17 protein-coding genes and 1 tRNA gene are annotated in these 20,010 nt (G+C 65.3%); 8 read left to right on the top strand and 10 right to left on the bottom strand.

Translation table 11 applies throughout. From position 1 onward, the window contains the following. Nucleotides 1–14: 14 nt before the first annotated feature. Nucleotides 15–515, bottom strand: a complete 501-nt coding sequence (locus tag DB31_RS23560) for a hypothetical protein (RefSeq protein ID WP_044191389.1) — start codon at nt 513–515, stop codon at nt 15–17. Nucleotides 516–1,436: 921 nt separating this feature from the next. Next, nucleotides 1,437–2,345 (bottom strand): LysR family transcriptional regulator, encoded by a 909-nt coding sequence (locus DB31_RS23555; RefSeq protein WP_044191388.1) that lies wholly within the window; start codon nt 2,343–2,345, stop codon nt 1,437–1,439. 96 nt (nt 2,346–2,441) lie between these two features. Between DB31_RS23555 and DB31_RS23550 the strand changes: the two genes are divergently transcribed. Next, entirely contained in the window at nt 2,442–2,771 is a 330-nt protein-coding gene (locus DB31_RS23550; RefSeq protein ID WP_044191386.1) for a nuclear transport factor 2 family protein, read from the top strand. Beyond that, nucleotides 2,768–3,550, top strand: coding sequence for an SDR family oxidoreductase (locus tag DB31_RS23545; protein ID WP_044191385.1), 783 nt, complete (start codon nt 2,768–2,770; stop codon nt 3,548–3,550). Before DB31_RS23550 ends, DB31_RS23545 begins: the two co-directional genes overlap by 4 nt. Before the next feature lie 56 nt (nt 3,551–3,606). Here the strand turns inward: DB31_RS23545 and DB31_RS23540 are convergent, their stop codons facing one another. Beyond that, on the bottom strand, nt 3,607–4,122 hold the full coding sequence (locus DB31_RS23540) for a hypothetical protein (RefSeq protein ID WP_205628554.1): 516 nt from the start codon (nt 4,120–4,122) through the stop codon (nt 3,607–3,609). A gap of 561 nt (nt 4,123–4,683) precedes the next feature. On the opposite strand from DB31_RS23540, the gene DB31_RS46835 reads away from it, so the two are divergent. Then, on the top strand, nt 4,684–4,806 hold the full coding sequence (locus tag DB31_RS46835; RefSeq protein WP_420806720.1) for a hypothetical protein: 123 nt from the start codon (nt 4,684–4,686) through the stop codon (nt 4,804–4,806). A 167-nt stretch (nt 4,807–4,973) separates the two neighbouring features. Then, entirely contained in the window at nt 4,974–5,792 is an 819-nt protein-coding gene (locus DB31_RS23535; RefSeq protein ID WP_044191383.1) for a hypothetical protein, read from the top strand. A 417-nt stretch (nt 5,793–6,209) separates the two neighbouring features. Here the strand turns inward: DB31_RS23535 and DB31_RS49055 are convergent, their stop codons facing one another. Next, complete coding sequence (locus tag DB31_RS49055) at nt 6,210–6,362, bottom strand: hypothetical protein (RefSeq protein WP_157232121.1); 153 nt, start codon at nt 6,360–6,362, stop codon at nt 6,210–6,212. Between DB31_RS49055 and DB31_RS49050 the strand changes: the two genes are divergently transcribed. Both DB31_RS49050 and DB31_RS23530 read left to right on the top strand, forming a co-directional pair. Then, nucleotides 6,359–6,444: transfer RNA gene (locus tag DB31_RS49050), tRNA-Arg, on the top strand. The genes DB31_RS49055 and DB31_RS49050 overlap by 4 nt on opposite strands. 59 nt (nt 6,445–6,503) lie before the next feature. Further along, nucleotides 6,504–6,860: a hypothetical protein gene (locus DB31_RS23530; protein ID WP_044191381.1), complete on the top strand. Its 357-nt coding sequence runs from the start codon at nt 6,504–6,506 to the stop codon at nt 6,858–6,860. A 120-nt stretch (nt 6,861–6,980) separates the two neighbouring features. Here DB31_RS23530 and DB31_RS23525 read toward each other — a convergent pair whose 3' ends face one another. Then, complete coding sequence (locus DB31_RS23525; protein ID WP_044191379.1) at nt 6,981–9,272, bottom strand: Kelch repeat-containing protein; 2,292 nt, start codon at nt 9,270–9,272, stop codon at nt 6,981–6,983. Nucleotides 9,273–9,422: 150 nt separating this feature from the next. After that, a complete protein-coding gene (locus tag DB31_RS45095) occupies nt 9,423–12,080 on the bottom strand; it encodes a thrombospondin type 3 repeat-containing protein (RefSeq protein ID WP_052420175.1) in 2,658 nt (885 codons plus the stop codon). Nucleotides 12,081–12,216: 136 nt separating this feature from the next. Between DB31_RS45095 and DB31_RS49690 the strand changes: the two genes are divergently transcribed. Beyond that, nucleotides 12,217–12,639: a carboxypeptidase-like regulatory domain-containing protein gene (locus DB31_RS49690; protein ID WP_044191377.1), complete on the top strand. Its 423-nt coding sequence runs from the start codon at nt 12,217–12,219 to the stop codon at nt 12,637–12,639. Nucleotides 12,640–12,668: 29 nt separating this feature from the next. On the opposite strand, the gene DB31_RS23510 is transcribed toward DB31_RS49690, so the two are convergent. From DB31_RS23510 to DB31_RS23495, 4 genes are all read right to left on the bottom strand, one after another. Then, on the bottom strand, nt 12,669–14,111 hold the full coding sequence (locus DB31_RS23510) for an LBP/BPI/CETP family protein (protein WP_083968603.1): 1,443 nt from the start codon (nt 14,109–14,111) through the stop codon (nt 12,669–12,671). A gap of 284 nt (nt 14,112–14,395) precedes the next feature. Then, nucleotides 14,396–14,839, bottom strand: coding sequence for a right-handed parallel beta-helix repeat-containing protein (locus DB31_RS23505; RefSeq protein ID WP_044191371.1), 444 nt, complete (start codon nt 14,837–14,839; stop codon nt 14,396–14,398). A gap of 382 nt (nt 14,840–15,221) precedes the next feature. Next, nucleotides 15,222–15,563 carry a hypothetical protein gene (locus DB31_RS23500; RefSeq protein ID WP_240486842.1) on the bottom strand — a complete coding sequence of 114 codons (342 nt, stop codon included), beginning with the start codon at nt 15,561–15,563 and terminating at the stop codon, nt 15,222–15,224. Nucleotides 15,564–16,022: 459 nt separating this feature from the next. Further along, the gene (locus tag DB31_RS23495; RefSeq protein ID WP_044191366.1) at nt 16,023–17,429 is read right to left on the bottom strand and encodes a carboxypeptidase-like regulatory domain-containing protein; all 1,407 of its coding nucleotides are present in this window, start codon (nt 17,427–17,429) and stop codon (nt 16,023–16,025) included. 221 nt (nt 17,430–17,650) lie between these two features. On the opposite strand from DB31_RS23495, the gene DB31_RS23490 reads away from it, so the two are divergent. Then, on the top strand, nt 17,651–20,008 hold the full coding sequence (locus tag DB31_RS23490; protein ID WP_044191365.1) for a hypothetical protein: 2,358 nt from the start codon (nt 17,651–17,653) through the stop codon (nt 20,006–20,008). Nucleotides 20,009–20,010 lie beyond the last annotated feature (2 nt).

Raw genomic sequence — 20,010 nt, 5'->3', positions numbered from 1 at the left:
GCGTTTCCCGTGCCCTACCGCTTCGATTTCGCGGGCGGCTGGATGCCGTATTGTGCTGCCTCGCGTCGGGCGTGCTCGATCCCGTCAAGCATCTGTTGGCGCGAAGAACGATCCTTGCGTCGCCTCAAGACCCTGCGCCTTGTGTCCGCCAACATCTCAAAAGCGTCTCGGGTTTGCTCCGGGAAGTTGTGCAAGGACTGCACATAGATCGTCGAGATCTGATAGCGGCTCCAGAGATTCGGGAAGCCCAGCCGTTTGAGCCTGCGCAGCCACGGGCCAAAGTCTTTCCATGGGCGATCCATCCTGAATGCCGCGTTCAATGCGTCCTCTGCCGTCAGGCGCTTGAGGTGCAGGCGTTCGCCAGGAGTTCGCGCCTCTCGTGCAAACTGTCGCTCTAGATCCTTGAGCGCGGCCACGTAGGCGTCAAAAGGCACTTCTGCGAAGCTCATTCCGAGGGTGAGCCACTGGCGTTCCTCGGCAACCTTGTTCCACCATTCCCAACGAAGGAGGGCCACGGCTAGAAGCCTCCGAGACATTCAAAGTCGTTGACCTCTTTGGGCCAGTAGCCCAGCCCCATGCACTGGTCGTAGCAGGACGCGCAGATGGTGCGGCCATGCTGCCCGCGCTTCTCGTACTCGCCTCCGAGCGCGATGCACTGATTCCAATACTCGCGGCATTGCTGATCCCTCTTCCGTCTGTCGGGAGGGGCTGCATCCGTGGGGGGCGGGTACGGATCCGTAGTGGGGGGCGGGTACGGATTCGGATCCGTCCGGGGCGCTTGCTTGGGTGCCCGCGTGGGGGCCTTCCCAGGGTCTATAGCCCCGCAGCGTCCGAACTCGCCCGGGTGCTGCTTAAGGCAGCAGGAAACGGTGCTGTCAAACGGGCCGCATTGGGCGGGGGCAGCCTGCGCGATGGAATCCCCGCGCTGCGCGGTTTCCTGCACGTATGCGGCAGCCCCATCCGCAGAGCCCGATCCGCCGGTGCCCTGATGGGCAGCTTGCGTCGAACTACAGCCCACACCGGCTAACAGGCTGGCGCAGATCAGGAGAGCACACCTAAGGCGCCAAGAGTTGGCGTGATGGGTCATGGGGCCTCCCGGGCACAGCCCGAGTGATCGGAGTTATCGCAAGTTCCCCGGGACAGGTTGCGCACACACCAATACGTCAGACGAGATTTTAGGACCTAACAAGTCCCATGCCATCCCAGCCTATGACCTACGAAGTCTTCTGGCACGCACCGACTTGGAAAGTTCATGCTCGCAGAGGGCGGGTAGTTGAATAGGACTTGGAGAGTCCTACGGTATGTCCCCCGTGCCGAGGTGGACCTGTACGCGGCGCCCGAGCTGGAGCTGTCCGACGCGCGCGCCCTGAGCCGAGCTGGAGCTGTGGGAAGGCGCACAGGACGTGGTGTTCGAGCTGGCGTGAGCGCCATCCGGGTCACGGTGCGGGCATGTCCTTGTCCAGCATGCAGTCGATGAAGGCGCGCAGCGCAGCCGGAAAGTGGCGTCGGCTGGGGTGGTACAGGAACAGCCCTGGTCGTGCGATCGACCAGTCCGCGAGCACCCGGACCAACTCTCCTCGGGCAAGGTACTCGTCCACGCCCTCGTGGCCGAACGCATAGGCAATGCCCAGCCCTTCCAGCGCCGCGGCAACGCCGACATCGGCATTGTTGGTGACCAGCGGGCCATCGACCGCGAGCTCGATCCGCTTTCCCCTCTTCTCGAACTCCCAGCGGTAGGCACGTCCATCGACTTGGAGTCGCCAGTTGATGCACGCGTGGCCATGCAGGTCACCGGGGGTGCGCGGGATGCCGCGATGCGCGAGGTAGTCAGGGGACGCCACGGCGACCATCTTCACGTCCGGCGTCAAGCGCACGGCGACCATGTCCTTCTCCAGACGTACGCCCACGCGAATGCCGGCATCGAAGCGGCCGGCGACGATGTCGCTCAGCGCATCGTCGACCACGATGTCCAGTGCCACCTCCGGGTGCGCGCGGTGAAACCGGCCCAGCCGTGGCGCGATGACCTGGCGGGCGGCCATCCCCAGCGTGTTGATGCGCAGCGTGCCGCGCGTTCGCCCGGCCGCTGCACTGGCTTCGGCCACCGCCTCGGTCATCTCTCGGAGAAGAGGCGCGATGCGCCTGTACAGCTGCTCTCCGGTGACGGTGGGCGCCAGGCTGCGCGTGGTGCGGTTCAGCAGCCGCGCTCCAAGCCGGGCTTCCAGCAGGCGGATGGTCTGGCTGAGCGCTGAAGGCGACACCCCCAGGTGCTCTGCTGCGCGCGCGAAGCTGGCGCGCTCGACCACTGCGGCAAAAGCCTTCAGTTCGGCGAATTCCGATCCACGCATTCTGTAGCCACCTCTACATAACCTGTGAAGAGTCTATATGATTCTCTTATTTCTCCAGGGCGCGCATTCTCCGGTCATCACTACCGAGGAACCACCATGAACGATCTGACCCTTCCGGAGCCGATTGCGGCCTACTTCGCCGCCGACACACAGAACCCCGAGGCCGTGGCCCGCTGCTTTGCCGCTCAGGCCGTGGTCAAAGATGAAGGCCACACACACATCGGCCTCGACGCCATCAAGGCGTGGAAGGCGGCGGCGTCGGCCCAGTACACGTACACGACGCAGCCGTTCACGCTGGAGCGCGAGGCCGGTTCGCAGGTCGTCCAAGCCCACGTCACCGGCAACTTCCCCGGTAGTCCGGTCGATCTGCGGTATCGGTTCCGCCTGGAGCGGGGTCTGATCGCATCGCTGGAGATCACGGCATGAGCTTCGATCTCCAACTGAAAGGCCTGCGGGCGCTGGTCACGGGAGGCACCAAAGGCATTGGCGCCGCTGTCGTTCAAGGTCTGCACGCTGCGGGCGTGCAGGTAATGACCACCGCACGCGCTGTGCCCGCGGAGCCGAACGCCGGCGTGTCGTATGTCGCGGCCGACCTCTCGACGGCCGAAGGTGTCGCCGAGGTGGCGCGGTCGGTGCGAGAGCGTTGGGGCGGCGTCGACATCCTGATCAATGTGCTCGGCGGCTCGAGCGCGCCGGGTGGTGGTTTTGCGGCTTTGGACGATGCGCAGTGGTTCGATGCGTTGAACCGGAACCTCATGCCGGCCGTGCGGCTCGACCGCGCCTTGCTGCCTGCCATGCTGGCGCAAGGCTCGGGTGTCATCGTCCACGTCAGCTCGATCCAGCGTCTGCTGCCGCTGCCGGAATCGACAACGGCCTATGCAGCGGCCAAGGCCGCCCTGTCCACCTACAGCAAGGCCTTGTCGAAGGAGGTGACACCGAAGGGCGTGCGCGTGCTGCGCGTCTCGCCCGGGTGGGTCGAGACCGAAGCCTCCGTTGCGCTGGCCGAGCGCCTGGCCACCCAGGCCGGAACGGACTACGAGGGCGGCAAGCAGATCATCATGCAATCGCTCGGCGGCATCCCGCTCGGGCGGCCGGCCAAGCCGCAGGAAGTCGCCGACCTGATCACCTTTCTGGTGTCACCGCGCGCGGGTTCGATATCGGGCTCGGAGCACTTGATCGACGGGGGGACGGTGCCGACGGTCTAGGGATTCGGGAATTCCTGGAAGCGTTCTCAGTGTGAAGCCGGCCGGAACGAGAGGATTCACAGAGGAGCGAACCGGTCCTTGCTCATCAGTACATCGACCCGATGGACCCGGGCTGCGACATTGAGGATCGTGTTCATCCGCTCGATGTCGCGGAAGATGTCGCCGCCGCCGCCGTCCACATGCGCCTGGCGCCCCGCCAGATCGGGGAAGGCCTCGAAGATGCCGAAGCGCGTCGTCGAGAACCGCACCGCGAACCAGGGGCCGGTGGCGGGCTCGTCTTCGACGCAGGCACGGATGTCGCGCAGCATCTGCACCACCGCGTCCTCCTGCCCGGGTCGCGCCTCGATCTCGATGAAGAAGGCCTTGCGGCCTTCGGCTCCCTGGTCCCCGACCACCTGAAATTTCACCGCCGCCTGGCGCTTCGCATTGCACCCGTGCGCACCTGAAATTTCACGCAGCAGCCAGCGGACAGGAGGCGCCATCATTTCTTCGTGGGCCCCTTTCTCTTCTTCAAGCTGCTTCGTGTGGCTCTTTTCTTCGTCTGCTTGCCTGCGCCCGTTGACGCTCCGCACGTGGGGGATCGCTCACGAGTGCGCCAGAAGCAGACGGCCAGAACGAACAAGCATCCTGGGTCGATGCGGTCGAGCAGATTCCCCAGAAGAGCGACTGCCTCGGGGTTGCCCTTCAGCACAGAAAAGAGTGAGACGACGTCGGTCAGAATGGTCATGAGGTATTCCTCAGCGCTTCTCTCGATGGGTTCTAAAACCAAGAGCACGGCGTTTGCGCAGGGCAGACGATCCCCCTGCACGGAGCCCGAAGGCTCGTGTTGACGACGAGCAGGTGCAGTGTCCAGAATGACCAATCTCGTGCCCACGAGTACGGTCCCTGGGTAACTGGGGGCTCGTCGTTTTGAAAGCCCGGCCCTCGCAGGAGGTAGAGAACCTGTGGGCGCCGGGCTGCTGTTTTCAGGGCCTTGCCCTGAGATCCGAGGTCTTTGCGCTTATCGGCCTCCGCGAACTGCGTCGTTCTGAAACCACACTCCGCCTGATCGTCCAGAGGTCAATGCGGCCCCAGGCGGTTGGCCGTGACAGTGCTCTTCAGCCCAGAACTTCTACACGAAGACAGGCGACGCGGTGGAAACGGAGTTGTTCGGAGGCGGCCGCGTCCCAAAAGACGACGAACGGGTGGACGCGTACGGCCGAGTTGGACGAGCTGAACGCCACCTGAAGGCTCATATGCCTCAACGAGGTTACTAGGCTTCTCCGAGCCGTCTAGTCTGACCCGGGAACCACACACGAGCAGCAACAGCTACACAAACAGCAGCAGACCAAGTCCCAGAGCGCGGAGCGCCTTCGACGGCGCGCAACCTCCCAGCGTGCGCCGTGGTACATGAAAGGCCCTTGATGCGAGGGAGGGCCGGAACATGAGCAGCAACTGGCAGAAGAACCGCGTGGGGCCGTACACGGTACTGCGCAGGCTGCGCAACGCGACCGGCGGCGAGGGTGGCGTGGGCCGCCTGTACACCGCGTGGCAGTCCGCTACTGGCCGCCCCGCGCTGCTTGTGACGGCTGCTGCCCCAGGCCACTACGCCCCCGCCGAGGAGTACCGCCTGCGCGTGCGTGCGGGCACCTCTCCCTCTCCCTACGTGGCGCTGGAGGTGGAGCGCGCGCCCCAGGGCACCAACCCCCTCGGCCAGGTGAACGACGGGCTGGATGCGCTGGCCTGCGTGCTGGAGGGACTGGAGCACCACCCCGAGGCCATGGCCCACCTGTGCGCGCCTGCCGCCCGCCCACGTGCGCGCATGCGCAGCTGGCAGTGGGCGGCTCTGGCCGGACTGCTGGCGTGCTCAGCCTTGGCCCCGCGCGCATGGAAGGCTGCGCAGCCCATTCCCGAGGAGACTGAGCAGCCCGCTCTGGCCTCTGTGGCGGAAGAGGCCCTTGCTGAGCCGGAGGCGTTGCCAGTGGGGGCGGTGGACGCGCAGCGCCCAGCAGTGGGCTTGGATCTGCCGCCGCGCCCATTCAAGGGCCAGCGCAAGGCCCCCTGCGAGGACGGCACGGAGTTTGAGATTGAGCTGAAGGACGGCACCCGCGCGTGCTGGGTGCAGATCGTCTACAGCCGCGCGGCGTGCAAGACGCGCGGGTATGAGTGGCAGGGCCGGTGCTACCTGCCGAGCATCCCCACCCCCAAAGAACCGAGCAGCACTCTCCCCGTGCCTCCGGTGCCTGCGCAGCGCGCTCACTAGGAGGACACGCACGCGGGCCCACGCGCGCGTAGCACCTGCTGTGCCTGCGCAGTAACCCCGCGTGAGGACTGCGCGACAAGGGGTGGCCGCGAGCACCCTCTTGACGCCCGTGCGCGCAGGGGCGCAGTGTTGAGCGCGTGACGGGGGCACGGGTAACGCCGTGCCACGCGCAGGCGGCCAAACCTGTGCAGCCCGTGTGCGAACTGGGTGCCACCCCGCGCAGGGGTGGGTAGAGCACCACGGGGCGCGCTAGGACGGCCGGTCTTGGCCGTGCTAAGGCTGTATGCGCACCCGAGCACCCGATAGGGGTACTCATGCCCGGATGCGAGTCCGGCGTGAGCCTGTTGGGCGGAGGGTGAGGCCAGCGCTGGCGCTTGGCCGCGCCTGCTGTCCTGAGAGGGGCTTGTTGTCGGGACTCTACCCCGGCGACAGGCCCTCTCGCTTTTGGGGGCCCATGGGCGCCGCCAGAGTGAAGAGCAGTACCCGGAAGAAGCGAAGCAGCAGCCGCATCGCCTCCCATCGCACCGTGCGCAGCACCACCGCCGCGAGCAATGCGCCCGAGGTAGGCACGTGCTGGCAGCTGAAGGGCGCTAACCAGCGGCATCGGCCTTCGAAGCCAAGGGTTGGGGGTTCAAGTCCCCCTCGGCGTGCTTCGCAACCCCTCGTAAAAACAATGGAAGCTATTGCCAAGGCCCGGCGGGCGAACGCGGAATGAGCACCCCCAACCTGAACAAGGCCGAGGCGAACTTCCGGAACGCGGCCCAGCAGTTGAAGGAGGCGGCTCGGCACTACCGGGAGGCATGGGAGGCGCAGCGCCGGGCCACCGAGTGTTGGTACCTGGCGGTGGCGGAAATCGCCGCTGAGTACGGAGGGAACACGCCGGCGGCCGTGAAGTTGGCCTTCAACAACTTCAGCATGGCCGTTGCTGCCTGCGAGCTGCTCTCCATCGAAGTGGGCGACGACGAAGCCATGCGCAGCATGTTTGAGGGGACTCGCGCTCTGGAGGCCGTGGGAGACGCTGCCCAGGCCCTGGCTGAGGCCCTCACGCGAGCGGGGGTGCGTCGGTGAGCCCCTATAACCACAAACCGTCCACGGCGGCGGACGGAGAGTCCCCAGCCGTGGACGATCCCGCGCTTCGCCGCAATCCCCGCGATCGAAAACACGCGTTATCAGAGGGCGTTTCCAGGCTCAGGGCCTGTAGAGCTCCGTGGAGGAGGTGACGGCAGAGTGGAGGGCCGTGTAGCCCCCCGTGACGAGAACCTCGCCCGAAGAGAGCGCGGTGGCGGTGTGGTAGTTGCGGAGCGATGTCATGGAATCGGTGGAGGACCAGGAGTTGGTGGCCGGGTCGTACACCTCCGAAGCAGCCATGGGACTGTTGGTGCCCAGGCCTCCCGCGATGAGCACCTTGCCAGAGGGCAGCAGGGCGGCGGCGTGAGCCCGGCGGCCCACGGCCATGGGAGCAGCCGCGGACCAGGAGTTGGTGGCCGGGTCATACACCTCCGCGGAGGCAAGGGGGCCAGGCTGATCACCTCCCGCGACGAGGACCTTGCCGGAGGAGAGCAGGGTGGCGGTGTGAAGCTGGCGGGCCGTGGCCATGGAACCGGCGGAGGCCCAGGTATTGGTGGCCGGGTTGTACACCTCCGCGGCGGCAAGGGGAGAGCCGGGGCCCCCGGTGACGAGCACTTTGCCCGAGGGCAGCAGGGTGGCGATGTGTTGGTAGCGGACCGAAGCCATAGACCCGGCCGCGGACCAGGAGTTGGTGGCCGGATCGTACAGGGCCGCGGTGGCAAGGCCGCCAGCCGAGTTGAGGCCTCCCGCGATAAGCACCTTGCCGGAGGGCAGCAGGGTGGAGGTGTGGTGGAAACGGGCCGTGGTCATGGAGGTGGCCGCGGACCAGGAGTTGGTATCCGGGTCGTACACCGCAGCGGTGGAAAGGGCGCCAGCATTGTTGCCCCCCGTGACGAGGACCTTCCCGGAGGCGAGCAGGGCGGCGGCGTGGGCATTGCGGCCCACGGCCATGGGGGCCGCGGCGGACCAGGAACGGGTGACCGGATCGAACACGTCCGCGGCGGTGTGATAGCCAGACGAATCGTCGCCTCCCGTGACGAAGACCTTGCCGGAGACGAGCCGGGTGGCGGTGTGGAACCGGCGGGCGACGGACATGGAGCCTGAAGCGGTCCAGTCGGCCGCGCACGTCGGCAGGCCAGAAAGGGAGAACGCCTTGGAGGCCGGCAAGCCGTAGGCATTGGTGACGGTAGCGGTGACGGTGGGGGTGACACCTGTTTGCACGCAGGCCGGTGCCGTCCAAACAACATGGCTGGTGTTGGCGGTGTGCTGGGCCGAGGCAAGCGAGCCAGTGTTGGAGGCCCAGGCAAACGTCAGAGTACTGGACTGAGGGTCCAGGGCGGTGACGTCAAAGGTCACGGTCTGGCCCGGGGAGGCGGCCGTAGCGGACTGGTAGTAGTGAGTGAAGGACGGAGCGAAGCGCTGGGTAGAGGAGGAGGCGATGCAGAGGTGGAGCGAGCCGGTGGTCTGCCCGCCGCGACCGTCCTGAACGGTGACGGTGAGCCGGCAGTTGTTGCACACGCCGGCCGGAACCGAGGAAGGCTCGAAGGATGCGGAGCTGGAAGCCGCATTCGTCCAGGTACCAGGGCAGCTCGCAGCCCACTGGTAGGAGAGGGCGTCGCCATCGGCATCCGAGGCATGGGCGGAGACGGTGGTGGACTGACCTGCATCCAGGCGGTGGAGAGAGGCCGAGACGCTGGAGACAGTGGGCCAGAGGTTGAAGGAGATGTTGACGGCGGCGTTACCGGTGGAGGCCCCAGAGAGGACGTTGACGGCGAGAGAGACGGCGACGGCAGCGCCCTGGGAGTCGGTCACCGTGAGGGTGAGCGTCTGCACGCCTGCAGAGGAAGGAGCCGTCCAGGAGGTGCTCGTGGCCGTGGGGGCGGTGAAGGTGCCACCGGAGGCAGTCCACGCGAGGGTGAGGGTGTCTCCGGCGTTGGGATCATGAACCGTGGCTGTCAGCGAGAGCGCGGAACCGGCCTGGACAGAGGTGGAGGAGGCCACCAGGGAGTCAATGACGGGAGCCTCATTGGCATAGGGAAGAGGGGGAGCCAGCTCCTGGAGGGTGATGGCCACGGCGGTGGTCTGGTTGGCGGTGATGGTGACGCCAGAGCTCTGGCCCTGGAAGCGCCTGATACCGGAGGAGTCGAAGGCCTCGGCGAGGAAGGAGCGGTTGGAGCCAGCCGGGATGTTGCCGATGAGTCCGCCCCAGGAGCCATGAGACGGTGCCATCTCGACGACGAGGGAAGACATATCCGCGGCGGAGACGGTCACCTTGACGCGGGTGACATCGTTGGCGGAGAGGGCCTGAGGGACAGAGGCGATGAATTGCACGGAGCCGGTGGGCTCGGAAGTGCAGGCGACGGCAAAGACCAGCACCGCGGTTAGGTAGGCGAGACGCCGGAGGGTAGGCATGGTTTCACTTTCGAGGGGCCGGGATGGCCCCACGGAAGGAATGAGCTGGCGAGCAGGAGAATGATGCACACCCCTGCCCAGGCTGTCCTCGCAGCAGGGGGATGTCAGAGGGCTGGGCTTGTGAGCAAGGCCCCATCCAGGGCTCAGGTCTCAGCGGACGAAGCGCCGACGGGCCATCAGGGCGAGGCTGGCCAGCGCCCACACCATCAGGCTCGAGGCGCCGGTAGGGCCCGCGCCGCAGCCGCAACCTCCGCCCTCGCCGTCGCCCTCGCAGGCGTCGCCCTTGCCGTCCGTGTCGGAGTCCGCCTGGTCAGGGTTGGCCACCTGGGGGCAGTTGTCCACGGCGTTGGCGATGCCGTCCTTGTCGGTGTCGTTGTCCACGTCGCAGGCGTCGCCCTTGCCGTTCCTGTTGCTGTCGGCCTGGTCGGTGTTGGGGGTGAGCGGGCAGTTGTCCGAGCCATCGGCCACGGTGTCATTGTCGTCGTCCGAGTCGCAAGCGTTGCCCTGCGCGTCGTTGTCGGCGTTGGCCTGATCGGCGTTGGAGACGAAGTCGCAGTTATCGGTGGTGTCAGGCACCCCGTCATTGTCACTGTCGCTGTCGCAGGCATCGCCCGTGCTGTCGCCGTCGGTGTTGCGCTGGTCGGTGTTGACCACCAGGGGGCAGTTGTCCCCGTTGTCCGTGATGCTGTCGTTGTCGTCATCCTGGTCGCACACGTCACCGTCAAAATCTCCGTCGGTGTTGCGCTGGTCGGAGTTGGCGATGAGCGAGCAGTTGTCGGTGGCGTCCGCCACTCCGTCGCCATCATCATCCAGGTCGCAAACGTTGCCCTGGTTGTCGCCATCCGAGTCGGTCTGGTCCGCGTTGGGGACGGTGGGGCAGTTGTCCTGCGCATCGGACACGGTGTCGTTGTCGCCGTCGTTGTCGCAGACATCGCCTCGGCCATCGTTGTCCTGATCAGCCTGACCCGGGTTGGAGATCAGGACGCAGTTGTCGGTGGTGTCGGGCACCCCATCGCCGTCGTCGTCGGCGTCGCAGACGTCACCCTGGCTGTCATTGTCCGTGTTGCGCTGATCCGGGTTGGAGAGGAGGGAGCAGTTATCGGTGGCGTCCGCCACGCCGTCGTTGTCGTCGTCCGCGTCGCACGCGTCACCCTGGCTGTCGCTGTCGGTGTTGGTCTGGTTCGAATTGGAGATCAGGGGGCAGTTGTCGACGGTGTCCTGCAGCCCATCGTTGTCGTCGTCGGCGTCGCAGATGTCACCCTGGCTGTCATTGTCCGTGTTGCGCTGGTCCGGATTGGAGAGGAGGGAGCAGTTATCGGTGACGTCCGCCACTCCGTCGTTGTCATCGTCCGCGTCACAGACGTCGCCCTGGCTGTCTCCGTCGGTGTTGGTCTGGTTCGAATTGGAGATCAGGGAGCAGTTGTCGACGGTGTCCTGTACCCCATCGTTGTCGTCGTCGGCGTCGCAGACGTCACCCTGGCTGTCTCCGTCCGTGTTGGTCTGGTTGGCGTTGGCCACCAGCGAGCAGTTGTCGGTGGTATCGGGCACCCCATCGTTGTCGTCGTCGGCGTCGCACGCGTCACCCTGGCTGTCGCCGTCCGCGTTGGCCTGGCTGGCGTTGGCCACCAGCGAGCAGTTGTCGGTGGTGTCGGGCACCCCATCGTTGTCATCGTCGGCGTCGCACGCGTCACCCTGGCTGTCACCGTCGGTGTTGCGCTGATCCGGGTTGGAGAGGGTAGGGCAGTTGTCGTTGGCGTCCGCCACCGAGTCGCCATCCCTGTCCGCCCCATTCTCGCAGTAGTCCGGTAGACCATTGCCATTGTCGTCTGGCGCGCCGGTGAGCTGGAACACCTCATGGGTCGCGAGGCGGGTGCCGTTGGTGCCGCCGAGGGCACGCAGCCGGCAGCCGATCACGCTGGCCGCCAGGTCGCGGCGCCCCGTGGTGAGCGGGGTGAGGCTCGACCAGGTATGGGTCTCCTCGTTGAACATGTAGACATTGTTGAAGTAGGGCGCGCTGTCGTTGCCGTTGCTGCTCGAGCCTCCAAGCACGAAGAACCGGGTGCGGTCTGCCGAGAGGGCCTGGCCGAAGGAGTTCATGGCCACCGGCATGCTCGGGCCGACGTTCCAGGTACCGGTGAAGGGGGTGTAGGAATACACCAAGCTGATCGCCACGCCGTTGGCGTTCTGGCCGCCCACGACGTAGAGGCTCCCACTCGAGCCTCGGAAGACCCCATGCTGTTTGCGCGCCAGGCCCATGCTTGAACCCAGGGTCCAGAGGTTGTTGGAGGGGTTGTAGATCTGGGTCGTGTCGAGAGGGGTGCCCGAGCTGTTCTCTCCACCGAAGACGAAGAGCCTTCCGTCCAAGGCGAAGTCGCCCCGAGGCATCCACACAGGGGTGGGCATGGAGGGCAGGGTGGTCCACGCGTTGGTGCTGGGGTTGTAGGCGTAGAACGCGCCGGTGGCGCCCGTGCCGCTGTAGCCACCATAGACGTAGATGCGTCCGTCGGGTCCCAGGGAGGCCCCCATGCCACGACTGGCGGTGGGCAAGGGGGCGCGGCTGGTCCAGGTGTTGGTGGCGGGGTTGAATTCCTCGTGAAGACTGGTCTCGCTGGCAGTGGTGCTGCTGCCGCCGATCACGTGGATGCGGCCGTTGGTATCGGTGACAGCCACCCCCTGCGAGTGGGCACCCGCCATGGCAGGCCCCGCAGTCCACTGCGCGCTGGCGGGAGCCGCGACGAGCAGGGCCAGGACGGCCAGGAAAGAGGAAGATGCGGGGGAGAGCCGAGGGCTGAGAGAGGAGCGTCGCACGCGTGCGGTCCTTTGGAAGACCAAAGCTCCGACAGTAGTGGGCCTGCTGTCTGGGGGGCAACTTCGCTTGCCTTCGTCCGGAGTACCAGGGCCAGATCGGGTCGTTCGAGCCCCTTCATGCCAGGAGACTTCCTGAATGCTGAAGCGAATCATTCCGGCCCTTGCAGCACTGCTGATGGCCTGTGTCGGCAACACCGAGTGCAGACTCGATGATCCACGCTCATGCTCGTCCGGTCTCGTCTGTGAGCATGTGCGCGGGAAGGATATCCCCCAGTGCTTCGCGCCGGTGCAGGTCGAGGGCAAGGTGTTCGATCTCCTCTCAGGCCAGCCAGTCGCGGGCGCGGAGGTGACAGCGCTGGACATCAACGGGACCGCCGTGGCGGGCGTCGCGGTGAGCGGCGTGGATGGTCACTACGCCCTGCCCATTCCCACCGAGCGCTCGGACAGCGAGGGCACCCCCGTGGGCAAGAGAGTGACGCTGCGGGCCGCCGCGCGCAACCCTCCGATGTCCCGTGCCATGGGGCAAGACATTGGGGCCAGAGCGCCGCGCGCCCCATAGCAGCATGGCCTCGGAGCGCTCTCTTTGGGTCATTCTTCGCTGCTCAAGATTCCCGTGTAGTCCAAGCTGAACGGCGCTTTCCCACAGTGGGGGCTGAATTTGATGCTCGCGTTCTCGACGCTCAGTCCCGACGGCAACGAGAGTCCGTCTTTCAAGAAGAAATCGTTGATGTAGGTTTGGACGATGTCCTTGAACAGGCTCTGGGCGTCCTGATCCCAGGATTGCACCTCGGGCTGATCGACTTTGAGCTTGAGCTCCGCGATGTTCACCCTGCCGTAGGCCTTCTCGCCTTGGATGTTCGCTTGCAGCGGCCCGCTGGCGGACACAGCGCCGCTGGCCACCAGCGTCCGGGGGGCGCCCTCTTGATTCTTCGTGATGTAGACAGTGGCGCGCCAGCTGGCCGTCATGGCGGTACTGCTCTCTTTGAATTCGAGGGTGGACGCCATGGGCGCTTCCATCTGCAGCTCGACCTTTGCGTCCTTGCCGAAGCGCTCGGGCAACTTCTTGTCCACGTTGCCCAGGCACACGCCGGACTCGCCGCAGTCCAACGTTATTTTCTGGTACAGGATGGGCGCGCTGGACGGCGAGAGGGTGAAGTTCAAGAGGCCGCTCTTGTAATCCAGGTACAAGAGCTTGTTGAACGTGACGTCGCTCACGGTCAGGATGGCCTGCGGACTGCCTGCCACGCTCGTGTCGCACAGGACCGGCGCCCAGGCACTGGCGAAGCCGGTGATGCTCTCTTCGGAGAAGTTCACTTTGACAGAGTCGACTGTGAAGGCCGGCGTGAGCTGCCCCTTCAACGACACGTTGTTGCTGAAGCTCAACACGCTTGGCAATTGAGCCAGGGCCCTGTCCACTTTCTTCGTCAGCAGCTGGGTCAACACGTTGCACAGATTCGTGGCGAGCAGTTGCCGTTCCGCTGGGGCGGCTGCCCTGACTGCATCGGCCGAGAATGATTGTTGGTTGTTCTGGATGGCCACGTTGGTCGAACCGAGGGTCGCTTTGCAGTCGCGTTGGTCGACTCTCAGGATGCCGTTCTCGAACGTGCCGAGGGTGACGGACTGCGTGAGCGTGGCGTTGACCAGGGTGAAGTCGACGTTGCCTTGATCTTCTTGCGTCTCGAATTGCGTCCGTCGCGACGCCTGAAAGAGGCCCTTGATGATGACCTTGGGCAAGGTGACCTTGGTGAGGAGCTTGTTCGGTGCTTGCAACGTGTACACGAACGCCGGCCGCTCCAACGTGCTGATGCTCATCCCTTTGAAGATCAAGTGGACGTTAGAGATGTCCATGGTGGCGTCCGGCGCAGGGCTTTTCTTGGCGTACGCCTCGGACAGGTTGGCAATGCCGTTGATGAGGGGGTCGAGGCCAGCGCGCGTTATCTGAACGCTGTAGCCTGGCGGGCTGGAGCCCAACGCCTCGCACACCCCCGCGGACAGCGTAACCACTAACATTGTGACGGCGAATCGGTTCATGTCATCACGCTATACTGGCGAGCTACTCAAAGTGCATGGAGAAATTGAATGGAAGGATGTCTGATGCCTGGCGGCGCGCTGCCTAGAAACTGCTGCATTCCGAATCTGTTTTCTGGTACGTCTTCAAATACGGCGTGTGTATGCTTCCGATATGGTTAATCAAGTTATCTTTGATGATCCAGGTCCCAGTGCTCGAAAGAGCGACACCATAGGTATAATGAAGGCCATTGTTCCCAAGCCCAGTGCCCCCCACGCCATCAAGGGTGTTCCCGATCACGGTGAGGCTACTTTACGGTGGTGATGAACACATGGGCCTTGGTGACGATCCCATTCTTGCCGATCATGAAGAGGTCATTGCCGCGCACCACACACACGCTACCGCTGTCCAGGACGATACCATCCAGGCCGGTGCCATCGATCTGGTTGTCGAGCACTTCGACGAGCCAGTCCACACCCTTGATGAGGATGCCGTGGCCGCCCGGCTTCGAAATGACATTTTTCGCGATGCGCCCTCCCAGCGTGGGGAAGGAGCTTGAGAGTGCATTCGCTGGAGTGCCCGCGCGGTTGGTGCTCGTCAGCTGGATTCCAGAGCCCCGCATGTTCAAGATCTGGGTGTTCTCCACGACAGCGTTGTCGGCCAGCAACACCATGCCATTCGTCTCGGCGGTGGTGTTGTTGGCGGAGTTTCCATCCAGCCCCAGGTCTCGGATGATGACCTGGCCACTCATGGTGGCCGCGTTGTCTAGCCAGGCGTATCCCGCCTATACGCTTCCACTTGCCGAGCCACGTCTTGCTCATGTCGTTTCCGTCTCCGGCTTGGTCCTTTTGGGGTCCCAAAAACCGGATTTGGTCCCGAAAATGCGAGCGCCGCCGCCGTTCTCAGAGGGCGGCGCCTTGAAAGCGGCGGGTTGCTCTGCTTGGGAGCGGCGGGAATCGAACCCGCATCAAGGCGGAAGCAAAACCCCTCAATTCCCCGCTGGAGGGGCACACGGGGGGTACATGCGGCCACCAGGGGGGAGCCGCTCACGGATGCGAGCGGCCAGAACTTGCGGGCCGCGCGTACACGGTCTGCAATGCCCACCTCAGTAGCCCGCACCGCCCGAGCGTGGCCTACTGCGAACCTGGAGGTGCCAGTTCCTCCGGCAGGCGCGTCGGCACGAACTTCAACCCCTTGAGCGCATCTATCACGATGAACCCTTGGTCAGCGATTTTGACCAGATCGCCGTCCTTTGCTTCTCCGCTGGCGAGCCACGTGTCCGCTTCGTCTCTTGTCGCGAATGTCTGAGCAATGGTCACAGGCTTGTAGGTGAAGAATCGCCGGAAATATTCACGGTAGTCATCCAACTTCTGGATGTCGCGAACGTAAAGCAACGCCAGCGAGACAATTCGGAGCGCCTCGTCTTCCGGCGTACCCTCCGGGTATTTTGCTCCCACTGTACCAACGGTCTTCATGACGGCGTCAATGTCGAAGTTTGAGTTATAGGTCATTGGCGTGTCAGGTTAGAGTGCAAGAGGAGCGAGAATCAGCGCGCCAGTGCCGCCTGTGGTGATGACGAAGGCGGTTCCGGCAATGATAACGACCATTCCGAGTGCCACTTCAGCCTTGTGAGTCCTAATCCAGTCAATCGCTTCGTCGACGCGAGAGAACAACACTGGATGTGTTCGTCATCGCAGTTTCGGAGACCGGCACCGCCAGTTCCAAGCGAAGAGCCGACCCCCTGTTCGGTGTCTTCCGTCTTGCCTGCTTGTTTCCGTCCAACAGTTTCTCGGGCAAAAGGCGCGAGTTGAATGAGGCGCTTGACTGGCCGGATGTTTGATAGCGGACCCATGAACTCCGGCCAGGAGGCAACGGCAATCGAACCCGCCGCTTGGAGCATCTGCAAGGTTGGCTGGGCCCAGCGGCCGTCGCCGCTATTGCACGATGAACAGGCCGCGCAGATCCTCGGTGCTGGAAATGGGGTTGCCCGAGGTGTCTTTGGCGGTGGCGCGCCACTGATAGGTGAGGCCTCGGATCAGCGCCTTGCCCGTATATGACGCTTGGACAAAGCCCGAGCCATTCTGGGCGTCCGCAGCCACCGCCAGGTTCTCCCACACTTCACTGCCCTGCGAGTCGAACAGGCGCACCTCGTAGGAACTGGCGCTGGGGTAGGGCTTCCAGCGGAACTTTGGCGGGAACGTCACCTGGTCGGTCGCCTCCCCGGGACCCGGACTGGTGATCTCGATGGCGCCCGTCACCTTGAACGAGGGACTCAGGCTCGGGATGCCATTGGCCACCGTCAGGTGGACAATCTGTGTGCCCGAGATGCTGGGGTCCGGGTCGCGCACGTTGCCGTCGTTGTCGAAGGCCGCCAGCACCACGTACTTGCCGTCTGGAACTCCGGAGATGGAGAAAGCCCCCGTCACCGTGGGGGCCTGGCCTGGATCCGGCGCACGCAGCCCCGGTGGCACTTCGCCGCGAACGAGCGCGTCATGGAAGGTGCTCTCCACCATCATCACGACGCTGGTGCCCGCGCTGTTGGCCCCCGCCACCCACTGCACGCTGCCGTTCAGCACAGCGCTCGCGTCTCCCGCCCTGCGCAGGCTCACCGAGGACACATCCATGCCCGACGACGGCACCTGGAGATCCACCTGCGTGTAGTTGGCGCCCTTCACATAGGCCTGGACCGTATAGCCGCTCCCCGGTGTCACGTTGAACACCCGGAACGTCCCCGAGGCGTCCGTCACCGCGGAGTACACCCGGCCGTTGCCCTCAATAACAACGAGCGCGGGCTTGCCTGTGGGCAGCTCCACAGTGCCGGACACGTTCAGCCAGAATCGCTCCGCCGACAGTCCCGCGCTCAAGCCCACGTCCGTCTGGGCCGAGGCGAGCACCCAAGGCTGCTCACTCCCGGCGCTGGTGGCGCCCGTGGTGTCCAGGGGCAGTGAGATGCGCACGCCCGAGGGGAACGGTCGGTAGTTGCGCGCAGCAGCCCGCAACGTCACCCTCGTGCCCACAGGGGTGCCCTCGCTGTCCGAGCGCTCGGTGGGGATGGGCAGGGTGTAGTGGCCATCCAGGCCGCTCACCGCAACGCCTGTTACGGCGGTCCCGTTGATGTCCAGCGCTGTGACCTCCGCGCCCGCGACTGGCTGGCCCGAGAGCAGATCGAACACCTTCCCCTCGACCTGCACCGGCGCGAAGCACTGGGGGACATCCTCCCCGCTCACTTGCTCGCAGACGAGGCCGGACGAGCATGAGTGTGGATCATCGAGTCTGCACTCGGTGTTGCCGACACAGGCCACCAGCAGTGCTGCAAGGGCCGGAATGATTCGCTTCAGCATTCAGGAAGTCTCCAGGTGTGGAGTGGCTCGAAAGACCCGCCGTGTCGGCGATGAGAAAGAGGAGGTCCGTTCTATTTTTGTCCGCCTCTGGGTCCCAGTCGACAGCGACGACGCGTGCGCCCAGCGGGCTCTCTCTCCGGTCTCCAGCCGGGCGAGCCGGAACGGGTTTCGCCGCCATTATCCCGAGGCTCCCTCCACCCCGCTGTAGTAAATACGCCCGCATGGTACGTACCCCCACGCTGATCCTCATCGGGTTCTTCGCCCTCGCCTCCGTCGATGCTTCCGCCGGAGCGCCAGAGGCTGGCGCCGCGAAGTCCGTCGCGGAGGCAACCAAGCGGCTCGAGAGCGCGCGCACCGCCCTGTCGGCCGCCGTCAAACGGATTGAAAAGGATCCGCCGAGCAACGCGGACCTCGATTCCGCCCTCGCGGCGGTGGACGCACTGAAGAGCGCGCTCGACGCAGGAGCGAGCTTCGAGACGGAGGACCTCGATTACGCCAAGGCCGTCCTGGCCGCGCGGAAGGAGTACCGGACGCAGCGCGAGTACGTCGACGAGCGCCGGGCCAAGATCCACATCTTCGAGTTCCGCCGGCGCATCGACAGCGCGATGGCGACCCTGAACGAGCGCATGGCCAAGGTCGCGGGCAAGGAGCCCGGTCCCAAGGAGATGGACGATGCGCGCGCCGCGGTGGCGGAGGTCAAGAAGCTGGCCGATGAGAGCCGGTCGCTGACGAAGCAGGATCCGAAATTCGCCACGTACCTCACCGAGGTCGACACCGCCGTTTCCCGTCAAGAGAAGGCGATCGACGAGCGGTGGTTGGCGCTGTCGGCCCAGAAGCAGCGAGGACTCCTGGACGAGCGCCGCAAGGCCCTGTCCACCGCGCTCGCCGAGCTGGGCAAGGCCTGGTCGGACGAGAAGTTCGGGGCCGCCGACAAGGCGTCGGCGGCGCTGCAGAAGCAGCTCGACGAGGGCAAGCCGCTCGAGGCGAGCGACAAGGCGTACCGCGCGGAGGCGGACAAGGCTCGCGCCGAGATCGCCCAGGCGAAGCAGAAGATGGAGGAGAGCGTGGCGGCGGCGGGCGTCTCGCGGGTCAAGGAGGAGATGGGGCCTGCCCATGATGAGCTCGTCGCGTCCGCCAAGGCGCTGCGCGCCAGGAAGCCGACGCCCGAGCAGTTCGCCGAGGCCAAGACCGCGGCGTTCGTCGTCCGGAAGCTGGTGGAGAAGTACGAGCCGCAGGCCTCGCGGAGTCCGGCGATCGGCCAGTACATCACCGAGGTGAAGAACACGCTCGTCGAGGTGGAGGTCGCGCTCCAGGTCCGCAGCCTCGATGCGGCGCGCGTCGACGTCGTGCAGGCCTTGCGCAATCTCGAGAAGCGGGCGCCGACCGATGAGCAGTTCGAGGAGGCGAACACGGCACTGACCATCCTGTCGAAGACGCTCGAGACGGTTCACGCGAAGAACCCCGCGATCAGCCCCGCCGCCGCCGAGGCGCGCCAGCTCATCAAGGACGGCAAGGCGGCGATGGAGAAGCGCCGGTACGAGGTCGATCTGCAGCGTCAGCGCGCGAAGGTCGACGAGGCGCGGAAGAACGCGACGGCCGTGGTCGCCCAGATCCAGAAGGACAAGCCCACCGAGGCGCAGCTGCTGGAGGCGGAGAACGCGGTCAAGCAGATCGGCGTGGTGCTGGATGCGGGCGCCCCGTTCGTCAAGAAAGATCGCGACTACGCGCTGTACGCCAAGGAGTCGAAGGAGCGAATGGCGGAGCTGAGCGACCGCATCACCCGGCGGAAGATCGCCTTGTCCGCGGTGGAGGCCCGCGCGCAGCTCACCGAGCGGGTGGCCACGGCGAGGGAGAAGGTCGAAGCCGTGAAGGCTCTCACGACGACCGACGCCGACATCGAGGCCGCCTCGAAGAGCGTGGACGCGCTCATGCAAGCGATCGAGACGCGCATGGAGCTGGAGCGGCAGGACGCCGGCTACGCCTCGTCCGCGGAGCGGGGGCGCAACGAGCTGCTGAGGTTGGTGGAGGTGCTCGAGTTCGCGAAGCAGGAGCGGGCGCTGCGCCGGGTGACCGGTGAGGCACTGGACGCCGCCACCTCGGCGACGGCTGCGGCTACGTCCTCCTCGGATCTCCGCAAGCGGAAGGAGCTGTACGCGAGCGCCATGGAGAAGCTCAAGGCCTGCCAGGACGAAGGCGCCATGATGTTGAAGGAGAACGCCAGGCTCGCCTCGTCCGACGTGCTCGTGGGCGGTCAACCGGCCAAGCCGAAAGAGGTGATGGCTCAGTGTGCCCAGAAGGCAGAGGCGCTGCAGGAGCCACAGAAGCAGGTCGACGTGCGGATCCGGTTCGACGAGGGGCCGAAGAAGGCCTACGAATCGGCAAAGGCGCTCCTGGCCAAGTCGCGCAAGAGCGAGGCGCTCGAACAGTTCAATGAGTGCATCGTGACGGGGCGCGTCCTGGAGAACGGGTATCCCGATTTCAAGAACCACAAGTTCGACGTCGGCGGCTCCAGCATGAGCATGGTCGAGCTGGTCCAGGTCTGCGTGAAGGAGCGCAAGCCGCTGCAAGCGAACCCCTGACA

Origin of the sequence: Hyalangium minutum, from assembly GCF_000737315.1 — a bacterium.
GTDB lineage: Bacteria > Myxococcota > Myxococcia > Myxococcales > Myxococcaceae > Hyalangium > Hyalangium minutum.
This window is presented reverse-complemented; position numbering and strand designations above follow the sequence as displayed.